The organism is Shinella daejeonensis (assembly GCF_024281235.1).
Lineage (GTDB): Bacteria > Pseudomonadota > Alphaproteobacteria > Rhizobiales > Rhizobiaceae > Shinella > Shinella daejeonensis.
The window spans coordinates 51,508-67,744 of the sequence record NZ_JAHWXY010000012.1; the positions used below are offsets into that span (position 1 = coordinate 51,508).

Here is a 16,237-nt window from a genome sequence, read left to right on the forward strand (position 1 = left end):
GGATATCTGCCGCCTTGGATATCGTCTTCTCCGCCGCCACGATGCATTATGCCGGGCGCGTCGCCCTCCACCCGCTTTCGCTTTCGCTTTGCGAAAGGCGCATCGGCGTCGTGGGGCTCAACGGCTCCGGCAAGACGACCATGGCGCGGATGATCAACGGGCTGGTGAAGCCGACGGACGGACGGGTGACGGTCGACGGACTGGACACGATTACCGACGAGGACGCGGCGCGCGGGAAGACCGGCCTGATCTTCCAGAACCCGCAGCATCAGATGATTCTGCCGGTGCTTGCCGACGACATCGCCTTCGGGTTGAAGAACCGCGGCCTCGACAAGGTCGAGATCGAAAGCCGCACACAGGCGATTCTCGAACGCTTCGGCATCGCGCATCTGGCGCGCCGCCGCGTGCACGAGCTTTCCGGCGGCGAAAGCCAGCTCGGCGCGATCGCCAGTGTCCTGGTGACCGGACCGGAGCTTTTGATCCTCGACGAGCCGACCAACCAGCTCGACCTGAAAAACCGGGCGATGATCGAACGCACGCTGGCCGCCCTGCCGGAGCAGGTGCTGGTCATCACCCACGATCTGCCGCTGCTGGACGGCTTCGACCGGGTGCTGGTGTTCCACGAGGGCCGGCTTGCCGCCGACGAGCGCCCGCAGACCGCAATTTCCGCCTACAAGCGGATCGCATCGTGCTGAACGGGCTCGACATCGAGGGCGACAGCCTCCTGCACCGCCTGCCGGTGCGGCTGAAGCTCGCGCTGCTTTTCGCGGCGGCGATCCTGCTTTTCCTGACCTCCGACCTGCGGTTCCTCCTGCCGGCGCTTTCGCTTGCGCTCGTCCTTCTGCTGTCCACCGGGCTCGGCCCGCGCGAGGCGTTCCGCCGGGTGCGATTCGTGCTCTTCACCGTGCTGCTGGTGGCGCTCGCCAACTTCTTGTTCGTCTCGGCGGCCGAGGGAGCGGCCGTCTTCTGCCGGCTGGCGGCGCTCGTTCTGCTGGCCGCCGCCGTAACCGCCACGACCGGCATTTCCGCCTTCATGGACGAGATTACGCGGCTGCTTCTGCCCTTCGAGCGGCTGGGACTGGTGCGGGCGGCGGACGTCAGCCTCGCGGTCGGCCTCGTCATCCGTTTCGTGCCCGAGATCCTCGCCCGCTATGGCGAGATCGCCGCCGCCCACAAGGCGCGCGGCCTGCCGGTCCGGCCGCTGACACTGCTCATTCCGCTCATCATCCTGACGCTGAAGGACGCCGACACCATCGCCATGGCGATTGACGCACGCGGCTTTCGGCGGCATTGAACGTCACCATCGACAAAGGGAACCCGAGATGACCACCAGAGACATCGTCCTCACCGCACTTTTCACCGCCATCATGATCGTTCTCGGCCTGATGCCGCCGGTGACGCTCGGCTTCATTCCCGTTCCCATCACCGCGCAGTCGCTCGGCGTCATGCTGGCCGGCGGCATTCTCGGCGCGCGGCGCGGCGCGGCCGCCATCGCGCTGCTGCTGCTCCTCGTCGCCATCGGCCTGCCGGTGCTTTCCGGCGGACGCGGCGGCCTCGGCGTCTTCGCCGGCCCGACGGCGGGTTACCTCGTCGGCTGGGTCGCCGGCGCCTATGTCTGCGGCCTCATCGCCGAACGTTTCGTGCGCGAGGGACAAAACGAGATCGCCCAGCTTGCCGCCTTCGTCGGAGCGGCGTTCATCGGCGGTATCGTCGTCGTCTACCTCTTCGGCCTCGCCTGGCTGAGCTACATGAGCGGCAACGCCTTCCTGCCGGCCGTCGTCGCCTCGGCCGCCTTCCTGCCCGGCGACCTGATCAAGGTCGCCATCGCAGCCCTTGCCGGCCGGGCGGTGCTCGCCGGCTACCCGCTGCTGCCGCATCGCGCATAGGACGCAGCGGCAAGCGACCGGTCGCGCCTTGACTGTTGACAAGCCGGAGGGGGCCGGGCGTTTGCCGTGGACCTCACCGGCCGCAAAGGGTAGCCTTGGCGCATGACGACGATCCTCTACGAGAATCCTGTCTTCCTCGAGCATCACACCCCGGAAGGCCATCCCGAACGGCCCGACCGGCTGCGGGCGCTCAACCTGGCGCTGGAACACCCGCGCTTTGCGCCGCTATCGCGGGAAAAGGCGCTGCCGGCCGACGCCGGCCTGGCGCTGCTCGTCCACCCGGAAAGCCACGTCGAGGCGATGCTGCGCGCCATTCCCGAGGAAGGCATCCACGCCATCGAGGCCGACACCTACGCAAGCCCGATGACCCGCGAGGCCGCACTTGCCGGCATCGGGGGCGCGGTCGCGGCGGTCGACGCGGTGTTTTCCGGCAAGGCGGACAACGCCTTCGTGGCGTCGAGGCCGCCGGGCCATCACGCCGAGCGCGAGAAGGCCATGGGCTTCTGCCTTTTCAACAATGCCGCCATCGCCGCCCGCCACGCGCAGAGGGTTCACGGCGCGGAACGGATCGCCATCGTCGACTGGGACGTGCATCACGGCAACGGCACGCAGGATATTTTCTGGGACGACGCCTCGGTGCTGTTCTGCTCCACCCACCAGATGCCGCTCTATCCCGGCACCGGCGCGAAGGACGAGACGGGGCCGCACGGCACGATCGTCAACGCGCCGCTCTCGCCCCATGACGGCAGCGACCGTTTCCGCGAGGCCTTCAAGAGCCGCGTGCTGCCGCAGGTGGCGGATTTCCGGCCCGACCTGATCATCATCTCGGCCGGCTTCGACGCCCATCACCGCGATCCGCTGGCCCAGATCAACCTCGTCGCCGACGATTTCGACTGGGCGACGGCCAGGCTGATGGACCTTGCCGACCGGTCGGCGGGCAACCGCATTGTCAGCCTGCTCGAAGGCGGCTACGACCTGACCGGCCTCGCCGAATCCGCCGCCACCCATATCCACCGCCTGATGAGAGGCTGATCATGACCAATCCCGCCCCCGCCCCCGATGTTTCCGCCCTCACCTTCGAACAGGCCGTCGAGGAACTGGAGAAGATCGTCGCGGCGCTGGAGCGCGGCGACGTGCCGCTCGATCGTTCCATCGAGATCTACGAACGCGGCGAGGCGCTGAAAAAGCATTGCGACGCGCTGCTTTCGGCCGCGGAAAGCCGCATCGAGAAAATCCGCCTCGACCGGGCCGGCCAGCCGCAAGGCACGGAGCCGCTCGACGGCGCGTGACGCGCCCGGCGACACACCGTCAACACCGGCGGCCTATCCACGCCCTTTTCCGCCCGCTAGCATGTGGCCATCGACAAACCACAGGAGAGCGCAATGAGCTTCTTTCCCGGAAAAGACCCGCTGGCCGGCGATGCGGCGGCCTGCGACGCGCTGGAGCACCTGATCATTCCGCGCACCAGCGACATCGGCGGCTTCGAGGTGCGCCGCGCCCTGCCGACCGCCAGACGCCGCCTTGTCGGCCCCTTCATCTTCTTCGACCGCATGGGGCCGGCGCTGCTGCGCGCCGGCGAGGCGATCGACGTCAAGCCGCATCCCCATATCGGGCTTTCCACCGTCACCTATCTTTTCGACGGCGAGATCAAGCACCGCGACAGCCTCGGCACCGAGATGGTGATCCGGCCGGGCGACGTGAACCTGATGACGGCCGGCCGCGGCATCGTCCATTCCGAACGCTCGCCGGAGAACCTGCGCGGGCAGCCGCAATCGATCTCCGGCCTCCAGACCTGGCTGGCGCTGCCCGACAGCCATGAGGAAATGGCCCCGCTCTTCGCCCATACGACGGCGCAGGAGCTGCCGGCCTTTTCGGCGGACGGCGTGACGGGACGCGTCATCATCGGCCGCTACGAGGGCCAGTCCTCGCCGGTCGCCGTGCCGACGGACACGCTCTATACCGACCTGCGGCTGGCGCCCGGCGCATCGGCGCCGCTTGCCGCCGACTGGGAGGAACGCGCCGTCTACGTGCTCTCCGGCAGCCTCGACGTCGCCGGCGACGTCTTTGCGGCCGACCGGCTGCTGGTCTTCCGCCCCGGTGACGACATCACCCTCAAGGCCGGCCCGGACGGCTGTCACATCATGGTCTTCGGCGGCGCGGCGCTCGGCTCGAAACGCCATATCTGGTGGAATTTCGTATCCTCCTCCAAGGAGCGGATCGAGCAGGCGAAAGAGGAATGGCGCACCGGCCGTTTCGACATCGTTCCCGGCGACGAGGAGGAATTCGTGCCGCTTCCGGCCGGATGACCGTAAAAATGCCCGCCGGCTCTGCTTGAAGGCCGCAGGACGCCCTATCGGGAGGTGAAGGCGATGGCGAGGAAGACGACGACAACGACGGGCAAGGGCAAGGGCAAGGCCGGGGCCGGAGAGGCCCCGGTCCTGCTGTCCGGCGGCAATCCGCAAATTCCCAAAGGGTACGGCGACGGGCCGGTGCAGGCCTATATCGCGGCGATGCCGGGCTGGAAAAGCGACGTCGGCCGCCGTCTCGACGCGCTGGTTGAAAAAACCGTGCCCGGCGTCCGCAAGGCGGTGAAGTGGAACTCGCCATTCTACGGCATTGCCGACGACAACTGGTTTTTGAGCCTGCATTGCTTCGCAAAATACATCAAGCTGGCGTTCTTTCGCGGTGCAGCGCTCGATCCGCCGCCGCCGGTCGCTTCCAAAACGGCGGAAACACGTTATTTCCATATTCATGAAGACGACACCTTCGATGAAGCCCGGCTGGCCGAATGGATCCGGCAGGCAAGCCGGCTTCCGGGCGAGCGCATGTGACGGCGAAACGGGCGTTTGCATGGTATCAATCCGGCGAAATACGCTTTAGACTTGTCGAAACGGTTGAAATCACGCGCCGCATTCTGCATGTGACAGGAACGCGCGACCAAAGCCGCAAGCCCTGACCGCCTCCGCACCGGAGAACCCGGCCGCGGGCGTCAACATGAGGCATGAGAGTGACACAAGCCCCCGCCACACCCCTGCTCGACAAGGTGCATTATCCCGCCGACCTGAAGAAGCTGGAGGACCGCGACCTGCCGCAACTTGCCGCCGAACTGCGCGCCGAGATGGTCGACGCGGTCTCGCGCACGGGCGGGCATCTGGGCGCCGGCCTCGGCGTGGTGGAACTTACCATCGCCATCCACAAGGTCTTCGACACGCCGCAAGACCGGCTGATCTTCGACGTCGGCCACCAGTGCTATCCGCACAAGATCCTGACCGGCCGGCGCGACCGCATCCGCACGCTGCGCCAGGAAAACGGCCTTTCGGGCTTCACCCGCCGGGCCGAGAGCGAATACGACCCCTTCGGCGCGGCCCATTCCTCGACCTCGATCTCCGCCGGTCTCGGCATGGCGGTGGCGACCGATCTGGCCGGCGAAAACCGCAACGTCATCGCGGTGATCGGCGACGGGGCGATGTCGGCCGGCATGGCCTATGAAGCGCTGAACAACGCCGGCGCGCTCGACGCGCGGCTCATCGTCATCCTCAACGACAACGACATGTCGATCGCCCCGCCGACCGGGGCGATGAGCGCCTATCTGGCGCGGCTGGCCTCCGGCCGCACCTATATGGGTTTCCGGGAATTCGGCAAGAAGCTGACGGCCTATCTCGGCAAGACGGTCGACCGGGCGATCACCCGCGCCGTCGAACATGCGCGCGGCTATGTCACCGGCGGCACGCTGTTCGAGGAGATGGGCTTCTACCACATCGGCCCGATCGACGGTCATTCCTTCGAGCACCTGCTTCCCGTGCTGCGCAACGTGCGCGACAATTCCAAAGGGCCGGTGCTGATCCACGTCGTCACCCAGAAGGGCAAGGGCTATCCGCCGGCCGAAGCGGCGGCCGACAAATATCATGGCGTCAACACGTTCGACGTCATCACCGGCGCGCAGGCCAAGGCCAAGCCCAATGCGCCGGCCTATACCGCCGTCTTCGCCGATGCGCTGGTGCAGGAGGCCGGCTTCGACGAGAAGATCGTCGGCGTCACCGCCGCCATGCCGTCCGGCACCGGCCTCGACAAGCTCGCCAACGCCTATCCGATGCGCACCTTCGACGTCGGCATCGCCGAGCAGCATGCCGTGACCTTTGCCGCCGGCCTCGCCTCGGAGGGCTACAAGCCGTTCTGCGCGCTCTACTCCACCTTCCTGCAACGCGGCTACGACCAGGTCGTGCACGACGTGGCGATCCAGGGGCTGCCGGTGCGCTTTCCCATCGACCGCGCCGGCTTCGTCGGCGCGGACGGGCCGACGCACGCCGGCTCCTTCGACACGACCTATCTCGCCACCCTCCCCGGCTTCGTGGTGATGGCCGCCGCCGACGAGGCGGAACTGAAGCACATGGTGCGCACCGCCGCCGCCTATGACGAAGGCCCGATCTCCTTTCGCTATCCGCGCGGCGAAGGGGTCGGCGTCGAGATGCCGGAACGCGGCGAAATCCTCGAGATCGGCCGGGGCCGCATCATCCGGCAGGGCACCCGGGTCGCACTGCTCTCCTTCGGCACACGGCTTGCCGACTGTCTGCTGGCGGCCGAGGATCTCGATGCGGCGGGACTGTCGACGACCGTCGCCGACGCGCGTTTCGCCAAGCCGCTCGACCACGACCTGATCCGCCAGCTCGCCCGCCACCACGACGTGCTGATCACCATCGAGGAAGGCGCCATCGGCGGCTTTGGCAGCCATGTGCTGCAATTCCTCGCGCTCGAAGGGCTGCTCGATCAGGGATTGAAGGTGCGGCCGATGGTTCTGCCGGACCTCTGGATGGAACAGGCCAAGCCCGAGGCGATGTATGCCCGGGCCGGCCTCGACCGCGCCGGCATCGTTTCCACCGTCTTCCAGGCGCTCGGCCAGAAAGCGGTGGGCGTGGGCGCGGCAGGCTGAGGCAGCGGACCAGGAGCGGCGGTCCTTCCGGCGTGGCCCACAGCAAGGGCCGCGCTCACCTTTCCTCAACCATGCCGCTTTGCGCGATCCTAACCACATCCCTTGGCTGTTGAGAAACCGGCGACCCCTATCCTGTCGGCAACAACAAAAGGCCGACAGGGAAGAATTCCATGCGTTTCGCCTCGCAGGCGGTGGCGGTCATCATGCTCGCCACCGCAACCATTCCGGCTTTTCCGGCGACCGCCGGCAAGCGGCCGGGCCACGACCCCGCCATCGAGGCGGCGGCGATCGCCATCCTGCAACGCAAGCTGCCCGAGATGCGGCCGTCGTTCGGCCTCGCGGGTGCGACGGTGGTCCGACGCGACCCGACGGGAAACAGCGGAGCCACCCTGCTGTTCAACGCCGGCGGGCGAACATCGCCACCGGCGCGCATCAACTGGCTGTGAGCCCGCATCGGCTCTTGCAAGCGGGCCTGCGAACCGTCATGAGAGGCGATGCCTGACGCCAACACCTCCCGCCTCGACCAGCTTCTGCTTGCCGCCGGCCTCGTTTCCAGCCGTTCGCGGGCGCGCGACGCCATCCTGCGCGGCGCGGTCAGCGTGGACGGACGCGTCGTCACGCGGCCCGGCGCGACCTTTTCCATGAACGCAAAACTGGCCATCGACGATCCCGCACAGGCCTATGTGTCGCGCGCGGCGCTGAAGCTCGTCGCGGCCCTCGACGGCTTCGGCCTCGATCCGCGAGGGCTCGACTGTCTCGATATCGGCGCCTCCACCGGCGGCTTCACGCAGGTGCTGCTTGCGCGCGGGGCGCACCATGTCGTCGCCGTGGATGTGGGCCATGACCAGCTTCACGGCTCGCTTCGCGACGATCCCCGCATCACGAGCCACGAGGGGCTGAACGCCCGGACGCTCGACGCCTCCCATCTCAGCGGGCGGGAGATCGGCGCGGTGGTCTCGGACGTCTCCTTCATTTCGCTGAAGCTCGCCCTGCCGCCGGCGCTCACGCTTGCACGGCCGGGGGCGTTCTGCGCCCTGCTGGTAAAGCCGCAATTCGAGGCCGGCCGCGAGGCGATCAGCAAGGCAGGACTGCTGAAGGACCCGGAAAGCGCCCCTGCCGTCGCGGCGGAACTGGAACGCTGGCTGACACAGGACATCGGCTGGCGGAGCCTCGGGCTCCTCGCCTCGCCGATCGCCGGCGGCGACGGCAATGTCGAATTTCTTCTCGGAGGCCGCAAGCCATGACCACGGAAACGCTCACCATCGCACGGCTCGGCAGCGGCGGCGACGGCATCGCCGACACGCCGGCCGGCCCCGTCTATGTGCCCTTCTCGCTGCCCGGCGAGGTGGTGGCGGTCGCGCGGGTGAAGAACCACGGCACCATCATGTCGATAGCCGGGACGTCGCCGGAGCGGGTGACGCCGCCCTGCGCGCATTTCGGCCCGGATGGCAGGAACGGCACCTGCGGCGGCTGCACGCTGCAACATGCCGGCGACACGCTTTATCACGCCTTCAAGCGCGATCTCGTCGTCAACGCCCTGAAATCGAAGGGACTGACGCCGGAGGTCGCGGCCCTGGTGATCGCCCGGCCCGGCGAGCGGCGGCGTGTCGTCTTCACGGTCCGCAGGACCGAAAAGGGCATGCTGCTCGGCTTCAATCAGGCCGGCAGCCACCACATCGTCTCCATCGACCACTGTCCGATCAGCAGCCCCGGCATCATCCTGCGTCTGGACGCGCTGCGGCGCGTCGCAGACGCGGTCGCCACCTCCGCCGAACCGTTCCGCCTCACCGTGCTGGAGACGCTGACCGGCCTCGATCTCGCCTTCGAGGGCGTGAAGAAGATCGGCAACCGCGAGCGTCAGGCGGTGACGGAATGCGTGCTGTCGCTCGGCGGCATCGCTCGCGTCTCGAATGACGGCGAGATCCTCATCGAGCCGGATCGACCGGAAATCGACTTTAATGGCGTGCGCGTCTCGCCGCCGGCCGGCGGCTTTACGCAGGCGACGAAACCGGCGGAAGAAACCATGGCCGAACTGGTTCTCGCCGCGCTCGGCAAGGCGAAGCGGGTGGCCGATCTGTTCTCAGGCTCGGGAACCTTCGCGCTGCGCATCGCGCGGCGGGCCAAGGTGCATGCGGTGGAAGGCGAGGAAAAGTCGCTTGCCGCACTCGACCGCGCCGCACGCCATACCCAGGGGCTGAAGCCGGTCACCGTCGAAAGGCGCGACCTCTTCCGCCGCCCGCTGATGGCCTCGGAACTCAAGCCCTATGACGCCGTCGTCTTCGATCCGCCCCGCGCGGGGGCCGAAGACCAGTGTCGCGAGATTGCCCGTTCGGGGGTGAAGACGGTCGTCGCGGTGTCCTGCAATCCGCTGTCGCTCGCCCGCGACCTCGCCATCCTCACCGCCGCCGGCTACCGCATCCGGCAGGTGACGCCTATCGACCAGTTCCTGTGGTCCGCCCATGTCGAAGCCGTGGCGGTGCTGGAGAAATAGAGCAGTTCCGGCCGAAGCGAAAGGCCGGCAAGCGACAGGCCCGGGATCGCTCCCGGGCCTGCTTTCTTGAGAGCGGTTCCGGTCAGGCCGCGCGGCGTGACGACGGGGCGGCCCGAACGGCCGCTTCCCGCTCCAGCCTGAACTGCTCCAGCAAGGTGTTGAGCGCCGCGGCCTCCATCGCGAGACTGTGGCTGGCGGCCGTCTGCTCCTCGACCATGGCGGCATTCTGCTGCGTACCCTGATCCATGGTGTTGACGGCGGCGTTGATCTCCTGAAGCCCGGTCGACTGTTCGCGCGTCGCCGTGACGATGGCGTTCACATGACCGCTGATCTCCTGCACCTCGCGCACGATGGTTTGCAGCGCCGCACCCGTCTCGTCGACAAGGGTGACGCCGGAGCGCACCTGATCGCCGGAAGCGGTGATCAGCGTCTTGATTTCCTTGGCGGCGTTGGCCGAACGCTGGGCGAGTTCGCGCACCTCCTGCGCCACGACGGCGAACCCCTTGCCGGCCTCGCCGGCCCGCGCCGCCTCGACGCCCGCGTTGAGCGCCAGAAGGTTGGTCTGGAAGGCGATATCGTCGATGACGCCGATGATGTTGGAGATTTCCCGCGACGAGCTTTCGATGGCCTGCATGGCATCGACCGCGCGACGGACGACCTCGCCCGATTTCTCCGCGCCGGAGCGCGTGCGCGAGACGAGCCCGCCGACCTCTTCGGCGCGATGGGCGGAGTCTCTGACGGTGGTGGTGATCTCCTCCAGCGCCGCCGCCGTCTCCTCGACCGAGGCGGCCTGCTGCTCGGTGCGCCGGGCGAGATCGTCGGCGGAAGAGCGGATTTCCGTGGCGCCCGAATCGATTGCCCGGGCATTCTCGCCGACCGTCATCATCGCCGCATGCAGCCGTGTGACGGAATTGTTGAAATCGTTGCGCAGGCGATCGAGATGGCCGGTGAAGGGCGTTTCGATACGATACGCAAGATCGCCTTCGGCAAGCCGGCCGAGACCGTCGCCGAGCGCGTCGACGGCGTGCTGGACCTCGGCGGCCTCACGCAGCTTGGCGGCTTCGCGTTCGCGCCGCTCGCGCTCCGTCAGGTCGCGGCCGTCCTCGGCCTCCTGCTCCAGACGGTTGCGCTCGATGGCGTTGGCGCGGAACACCGCCACGGCGGCGGCCATGCGGCCGATCTCGTCGCTCCGCTCCTGGCCGGGGATTTCGGCCGTCACATCGCCGTCGGCGAGCCTGTCCATGGCCGCGGTCATCTCGGTGACCGGCCGCACGACGAGGCGTGACAGCAGCGTGGCGAGGAAGCCCAGCATGATCACGACCGCAAGCACGGTGGCGACCGTCGCGGCAAGGCGGAATTCGCCGATCGCCGCATAGGCCTTATCGCTATCGATGGTGAAGCCGACATACCACTCCACCGAGGGAAGCCCGGTGACCGGCACGAACGACACGAGAGCCGGCTTGCCGCCGTAGGTCGTATGCGCAACCCCGCCGCCGCCGACGACGGGCGTCTTTTCGGGGAAGGCGTCGGCCAGGGTCTTCGTGACCAGCGCCTGATCCTGATGGACGAGGATCTCGCCGTTCCTGTCGACGAGGAAGGCGAAACCCGCGCCGCCGAGATCGACGGAACCGATCATGTCGACGAGCGACTTCAGCGAGAAGTCGCTGCCGGCCACGGCCAGCAACCTGCCCTCATGGCGGACCGGCACGGCGGCGGTGATGATCAGTTCGTTGCTGGAGGCGTCGAGATAAGGGGCCGTCAGCACGGCTGCATTCGCCTTGACGGCATCCTGATACCACGGACGCTTGCGCGGGTCGTAATCGGCCGGCATTTCCGAGGCCGGCCAGGCTGTGAAGACGCCGGCTTCGTCGCCGACGTAGGTGGAGATGAATTCCCGGGTCAGCACCTCATTCACCAGCCCCGCCTCTATGCCGGCGGCATCGACTGCGGTGGCGGACATATTGGCGACCATTTCCGTCAGCGCGACGCGGGCGTTCAGCCAGTTGGCGATGCTCTGCGCGGCCTGATCGCCGGAAGAGCGGATATTGTCTTCCACGGACTGGGTCAGCACCTTGCGCTGGAGACTGTCGATATAAAGGGAAAAGCCGGCGAAGGCGGCTATGACGACGAGGGAGGCGACGAGCAGGATGCGCGCCATGAGATTGGATTTTCTGGACACGAAACGGTGTTCCTCGTGAACGCCGGGCTCCGCTTGGCAAACGGAAGGCGAAAACTGCAAAGCATGCCGGAGGCTTGGAAACAGCCGCATCATGCGGCCGCCGGCATGGCCGGGATGGGGCGCATCCTAGTCTTGCGTATTTAAGGCACCCTTAAAGTTTGCGGATAACAATCAGGAGGGGTTCAGCGCCGGTCGAGAAAGGCCGCCAGAGCCGCCCGGGCCTCTGGGCTTTGCAATTGCCGGGCAAAATGGGCCGCCTCCAGGTCGATCCGGTCGGCGACCGCCTGCCGCTCGTCCCGCAGCAGATCACGCGCGATGGCAAGTGCGGCGGCGGGCCTCGCGGCAAGGCCTGCGGCGGCGGCAAGCGTCGCCTCTTCCAGCATGTCCGGCGCGACCACCGCATAGATCAGCCCCGCCTCGCGGGCCGCCGCCGCCGAAAAGGTCTCACCGGCGGCCAGCAGCGCGAAGGCGCGCTGATGGCCCATGACGCGCGGCGCAAGCAGGCTGGACGCCGCCTCCGGCACCAGCCCCAGATCGACGAAGGGCGTGCGGAAGACGGCACGATCCGAGGCATAGGTCAGGTCGCAATGCAGGTGGATCGTCGTACCGATGCCGATGGCCAGCCCGTCGACACCCGAAAGCAGCGGCTTGCGATGGGCGGCAAGCGCATGCAGGAACGCCAGCACCTCGGCCCCCATCACACCATCCTCGGCCGCCGCCATGAAGTCGGCGAGATCGTTGCCGGCCGAAAAGCAGCCCTCCATCCCGAGAAAGACGGTCGCGCGGACCGCCTCGTCGTCATCGCCCGCCGTCAGGGCCCCGGTCATCGCCGCATACATGGCGCGGGTGATGGCGTTCTTCTTCTCCGGGCGATCGAGACGGATCACCTGCACGCCGGGAGCAGCGGCGGGGCGCTCGATACGGATGTGCGGGCTCATGGCGTTGGTCCTCATTCGCGTCTCCTGCCGGATAGGGTACGGCCCCCAAAGAGGGCGGCCCTATTCCAGCATCGCCTGCGCGGCCGCAAGGCTCGGCGCGCCGGACAGCACGCGGTCGCAAAGCGCCGCCGTCTCGCCCAGCAGGTTTTCAGCCGTAAAGCGGCAAAGCGCGGCGCGCTCGGCAGCCCGGTCATCCTCGGCCTCCGCGAGCGCGCCTTTGGCGAGATACGCCCCCGTCAGCACCAGGCCGAACAGCCGCTGGAAGGGCGTCGCCCCGGCAAGCGCCTCGGCCTGACGGCCATCGTCAAGCGCGGCAAGCAGCCAACCGGCCGCCCGTTCCAGATCATCGAGGGCTGAGGAAAGGCGCGGCCCGGTTTCACCGAGGGTTTCCGTTTTCGCTTCCGCTCCGGCGCCAAGCACACGCAGTTCGGCGATCAGGGCGTAAAGCTGGCCGCCCCCGGACAGGGGCAGCTTGCGGGTAACGAGATCGACGGCCTGAATGCCGTTCGTTCCCTCGTAGATCGGCGCGATGCGGGCATCGCGGCCAAGCCGCGCCGCACCCGTCTCCTCGATATATCCCATGCCGCCATGGACCTGTAGGCCGAGCGAGGCGACCTCGACGCCGACATCGGTGGCGAAACTCTTGGCGACGGGGGTGAGCAGGCCGGCGCGCTCGGCCCAATGCGCCCGTTCCTCGCCCTTCTTCACCTGCGCCATGTCCAGAGCATGGGCGCAGGCATAGGTGATGGCGCGTGCCCCCTGCGTCAGCGCCTTCATGGTCAAGAGCATGCGGGCGACGTCCGGATGAGCGACGATGGGGCCTGGCCCGGAGCGGCCGGGCGCCCGGCCCTGGACGCGCTCGCGCGCATAGGCGAGCGCCTTCTGGGTGGCGGCCTCCGCGATGGCGACGCCCTGCATGCCGACGGCGAGACGGGCATTGTTCATCATGGTGAACATGGCGGTAAGGCCGTGGTTCTCCTCGCCGACCAGCCAGCCGACCGCGCCGGCCTCGTCGCCGAAACGGCCGTCGCCATAGATCATCGTGCAGGTGGGCGAGGCATGGATGCCGAGCTTGTGCTCGATGGAATGGCAATGCACATCATTACGCGCACCAAGCGCGCCGTCCGCCGCAACGAGATATTTCGGCACGAGGAAGAGCGAGATGCCGCGCGTCCCGGCCGGCGCATCCGGCAGGCGGGCCAGAACCAGATGCACGATATTCTCAGCAAGATCATGCTCGCCATAGGTGATGAAGATCTTCTGCCCGAAGAGGCGATAGGTGCCGTCGTCGCGCCGTTCGGCGCGGGTTGTCAGAACCCCGAGATCGGAACCGGCCTGCGGCTCGGTCAGGTTCATGGATCCCGTCCATTCCCCCGTCACCATCTTCGGCAGGAAGGTCGCCTTCAGAAAGGCCGAACCATGCGCCGAAAGCGCCTCCACCGCGCCGATAGTCAGCGTCGGGCCGATGGCGAAGGCCATGGAGCCGCCGTTCCACATCTCCAGCGCCGCCGCCTGCACCATATGCGGCAGGCCCTGGCCACCGAACTGCGGATCGGCCGTCAGGCCGTTCCAGCCGCCTTCCGCCCAGGCCCGGTAAAGCGCCCGCCAGCCGTCCGGCATCGTCACCGCACCGTCATGGAAGCGCGCGCCCTGCCGGTCGCCGGAGGCGGCAAGCGGCGCGATCTCCTCGCTGGCGAAACGGCCCGCCTCGGTCAGGATCGCCGATACGAGGTCTTCGGTCAGATCACCGAAGTCACCGGCGGCAAGGGCTGCGCCGAGGCCCGCCACATGGTGCAGCATGAAGGCAATATCCTCGACCGGCGCCCTGTACATTCCGTTCTCCCCGCATCGCGCCGCAGACCCTCTCGCCTGAGGTCGCCCTGTGCATCAAGACTATTTGTTTTTACGTAAGCGTCAACATACTGCCGGAACGGAAAAGGCCGCCCGGCAGATGACCGGGCGGCCTGTCGAAAGGCGGTTTCCTTATGCGTTCAGCGGCTCACGAATAGGGCGAGATGCACTGACGGCGCGGGCCGTTGTAGGGCTGGAACGTATTGTCATAGGCGCGATAGGAGCGATAGCGGTTGGCGCACCAGTTCACGTGGGAACTGCCGCCGACATAGCCGCGATCATTGGCGATCGCGCCCCCGACGACCGCACCCATGCCGAAGGCGGCCAGCGGGAACCAGTAGCCGTTGTAATGGCGGTAACCCGGGCGGGCATGGCGATAACCGCGATGGCCGCGATACCAGCCACGCCGGTCGCCCCGGGAATAATGCCGGTTCTGGCGGTAGTGACGATCGGAGCGGCGGACGTCGCGATGGCGATGCGCGTTACGGGCGCGCTTGCGCCGCAGGATCTCGCTCTCGTGATTGTCGCGGACGAGTTGCAGGCCGTTGCCATTCGCGCCGGTTTCCGCGGCGATCTGGCCGCCGGCCCCGGAAAACGGCATCGCCGCGGCGGGCGTCATCGGCGTCGCGGCGAAAAGCGCCGAAAGGGCCACCGCGAAACATTTACTGATCAGGTTCATGATATTTCTCCATGATTGATGCCAAGGCCTTCGCCTGCCGGCACGTCAATCATAAAACGCGTGAACGTCCCTCCCGTTCCATATGGACGTAAACCGCCCCGACTTCAATGCATGCGCGATTAGATGTCCGTTAACCCTGTTTGCGCCACCATGGCGGCTTGCGGAGGAATCGGAAACGACAGGAGCCCCCATGTTCGCGAAGCATCTGCTGGCCCTTCTCTTGCTCGCGGCGTCTCCCCTTTCCGCCACGGCCGGCGATATCGAGCCGTGGAAATCGCCGGACAAGGCCATCGTCATCGACGCCTACGAACTGAACGAGATCGACTGGACGCAGATGCTGACCGACCGGCGCATCGCCGGTTTCATCTCCAAGGCCTCGGACGGATTGCCCGAAAGCTACCGATGCACCGGCGACCACGGCGGCGACACGGTCGCCCACTGCAAAACGATGTGGCGCAAATACGCCGTCAGCCGCGAACTCTACGAGACGCGGCGGCTGCTGGCCCGCTCGAAGGGGCTGCTGTGGGGCGCCTATCATCTCGCCCGGCCCGGAAATCCCGTCGATCAGGCGAACCATTTCCTCGATTACGCCAATCCGCAGGCCGACGAGATGATGGTGCTCGACATCGAGGGGATCGAACCCGGACGCTTCATGTCGCTTGAGGACGCGCAGGTCTTCGCCGGCCATATCAGGACGCGCACCGGCCGCTATCCGGTGCTCTACACCAATCACTCCACCGCCCGGCATATCGCCGCCAACCGCGGGAAATATCGCATCCTCTCGCGCCTGCCGCTGTGGTATGCCCGCTACCGTCCGTCGATCGTCGGCAGCTTTCCCATGGGCAATTGGGACAATTACGCGCTCTGGCAGTTTTCCGCCGCCGCCAACTGCTCCAAGCGCCGCTGCCCCTATCGGGTCAAGGGCGTCAACAACGATATCGACGTCAATGTCGCACCGATGACCAAAGCGCAGTTGCACAAGGTCTGGGCCGCCGGCGACCTGTTGCCCGAAAAGCCCTTCGAGCCGCTCGACGACATCGTCACCGCCTCGGTTTCCGCCACGACGGCGCTGGACGCGACAGCGCGGGCCGAAGCCTCGTCCGGCGCGAAGGCGCAGACCGCCGTCACGGTGGCGCTCACCCCGCGCTCCGGCATCTCCTTCCCGCTTGCCGTCACCGCCGAGGCCCGCGCCGGGATCGCGGCAAGCGGTTCGGCGACCGTATCGCCCGGCCGCCGGGTGGTCGGGGCCGGGCAGCCGCACGAGCGGCGCTTCTGAAACGTCTCCG

Annotated in this window: 16 protein-coding genes; 12 read left to right on the forward strand and 4 right to left on the reverse strand. The window is 67.3% G+C overall.

The genetic code is table 11. From position 1 onward, the window contains the following. The first annotated feature begins 14 nt into the window (after positions 1-14). The 11 genes from KYK29_RS19750 to KYK29_RS19800 all read left to right on the forward strand — a co-directional run bounded on the left by KYK29_RS19750 (position 15) and on the right by KYK29_RS19800 (position 9,304). Positions 15-695, forward strand: a complete 681-nt coding sequence (locus KYK29_RS19750) for an energy-coupling factor ABC transporter ATP-binding protein (protein ID WP_254692616.1) — start codon at positions 15-17, stop codon at positions 693-695. Next, positions 689-1,294, forward strand: coding sequence for a CbiQ family ECF transporter T component (locus KYK29_RS19755; protein ID WP_254692617.1), 606 nt, complete (start codon positions 689-691; stop codon positions 1,292-1,294). The genes KYK29_RS19750 and KYK29_RS19755 overlap by 7 nt, the downstream gene beginning before the upstream one ends. A gap of 28 nt (positions 1,295-1,322) precedes the next feature. Next, entirely contained in the window at positions 1,323-1,886 is a 564-nt protein-coding gene (locus KYK29_RS19760) for a biotin transporter BioY (RefSeq protein ID WP_254692618.1), read from the forward strand. A gap of 102 nt (positions 1,887-1,988) precedes the next feature. After that, positions 1,989-2,918, forward strand: a complete 930-nt coding sequence (locus KYK29_RS19765) for a histone deacetylase family protein (RefSeq protein WP_254692619.1) — start codon at positions 1,989-1,991, stop codon at positions 2,916-2,918. A gap of 2 nt (positions 2,919-2,920) precedes the next feature. Continuing rightward, positions 2,921-3,175, forward strand: coding sequence for an exodeoxyribonuclease VII small subunit (locus tag KYK29_RS19770; protein ID WP_254692620.1), 255 nt, complete (start codon positions 2,921-2,923; stop codon positions 3,173-3,175). Positions 3,176-3,268: 93 nt separating this feature from the next. Further along, the gene (locus tag KYK29_RS19775) at positions 3,269-4,192 is read left to right on the forward strand and encodes a pirin family protein (protein WP_254692621.1); all 924 of its coding nucleotides are present in this window, start codon (positions 3,269-3,271) and stop codon (positions 4,190-4,192) included. A 63-nt stretch (positions 4,193-4,255) separates the two neighbouring features. Continuing rightward, entirely contained in the window at positions 4,256-4,717 is a 462-nt protein-coding gene (locus tag KYK29_RS19780; RefSeq protein WP_254692622.1) for a DUF1801 domain-containing protein, read from the forward strand. Positions 4,718-4,887: 170 nt separating this feature from the next. Beyond that, positions 4,888-6,813, forward strand: coding sequence for a 1-deoxy-D-xylulose-5-phosphate synthase (gene dxs / locus KYK29_RS19785; RefSeq protein ID WP_254692623.1), 1,926 nt, complete (start codon positions 4,888-4,890; stop codon positions 6,811-6,813). 170 nt (positions 6,814-6,983) lie between these two features. Beyond that, on the forward strand, positions 6,984-7,259 hold the full coding sequence (locus KYK29_RS19790; protein ID WP_254692624.1) for a hypothetical protein: 276 nt from the start codon (positions 6,984-6,986) through the stop codon (positions 7,257-7,259). A gap of 48 nt (positions 7,260-7,307) precedes the next feature. Beyond that, entirely contained in the window at positions 7,308-8,057 is a 750-nt protein-coding gene (locus KYK29_RS19795) for a TlyA family RNA methyltransferase (RefSeq protein ID WP_254692625.1), read from the forward strand. After that, on the forward strand, positions 8,054-9,304 hold the full coding sequence (locus tag KYK29_RS19800; RefSeq protein WP_254692626.1) for a class I SAM-dependent RNA methyltransferase: 1,251 nt from the start codon (positions 8,054-8,056) through the stop codon (positions 9,302-9,304). The genes KYK29_RS19795 and KYK29_RS19800 overlap by 4 nt, the downstream gene beginning before the upstream one ends. 82 nt (positions 9,305-9,386) lie before the next feature. Here the strand turns inward: KYK29_RS19800 and mcpU are convergent, their stop codons facing one another. The 4 genes from mcpU to KYK29_RS19820 form a co-directional block, all read right to left on the reverse strand. Further along, positions 9,387-11,483, reverse strand: coding sequence for a methyl-accepting chemotaxis protein McpU (gene mcpU, locus KYK29_RS19805; RefSeq protein ID WP_437437278.1), 2,097 nt, complete (start codon positions 11,481-11,483; stop codon positions 9,387-9,389). 182 nt (positions 11,484-11,665) lie between these two features. Further along, positions 11,666-12,421, reverse strand: a complete 756-nt coding sequence (locus KYK29_RS19810; protein ID WP_254692663.1) for a crotonase/enoyl-CoA hydratase family protein — start codon at positions 12,419-12,421, stop codon at positions 11,666-11,668. Positions 12,422-12,481: 60 nt separating this feature from the next. Continuing rightward, on the reverse strand, positions 12,482-14,254 hold the full coding sequence (locus KYK29_RS19815) for an acyl-CoA dehydrogenase family protein (RefSeq protein ID WP_254692627.1): 1,773 nt from the start codon (positions 14,252-14,254) through the stop codon (positions 12,482-12,484). 166 nt (positions 14,255-14,420) lie between these two features. Beyond that, positions 14,421-14,951 carry a BA14K family protein gene (locus tag KYK29_RS19820; protein WP_254692628.1) on the reverse strand — a complete coding sequence of 177 codons (531 nt, stop codon included), beginning with the start codon at positions 14,949-14,951 and terminating at the stop codon, positions 14,421-14,423. Between the two features lie 190 nt (positions 14,952-15,141). Here KYK29_RS19820 and KYK29_RS19825 point away from each other — a divergent pair, with 190 nt between their 5' ends. Beyond that, positions 15,142-16,227, forward strand: coding sequence for a glycoside hydrolase family 25 protein (locus KYK29_RS19825; RefSeq protein WP_254692629.1), 1,086 nt, complete (start codon positions 15,142-15,144; stop codon positions 16,225-16,227). Positions 16,228-16,237 lie beyond the last annotated feature (10 nt).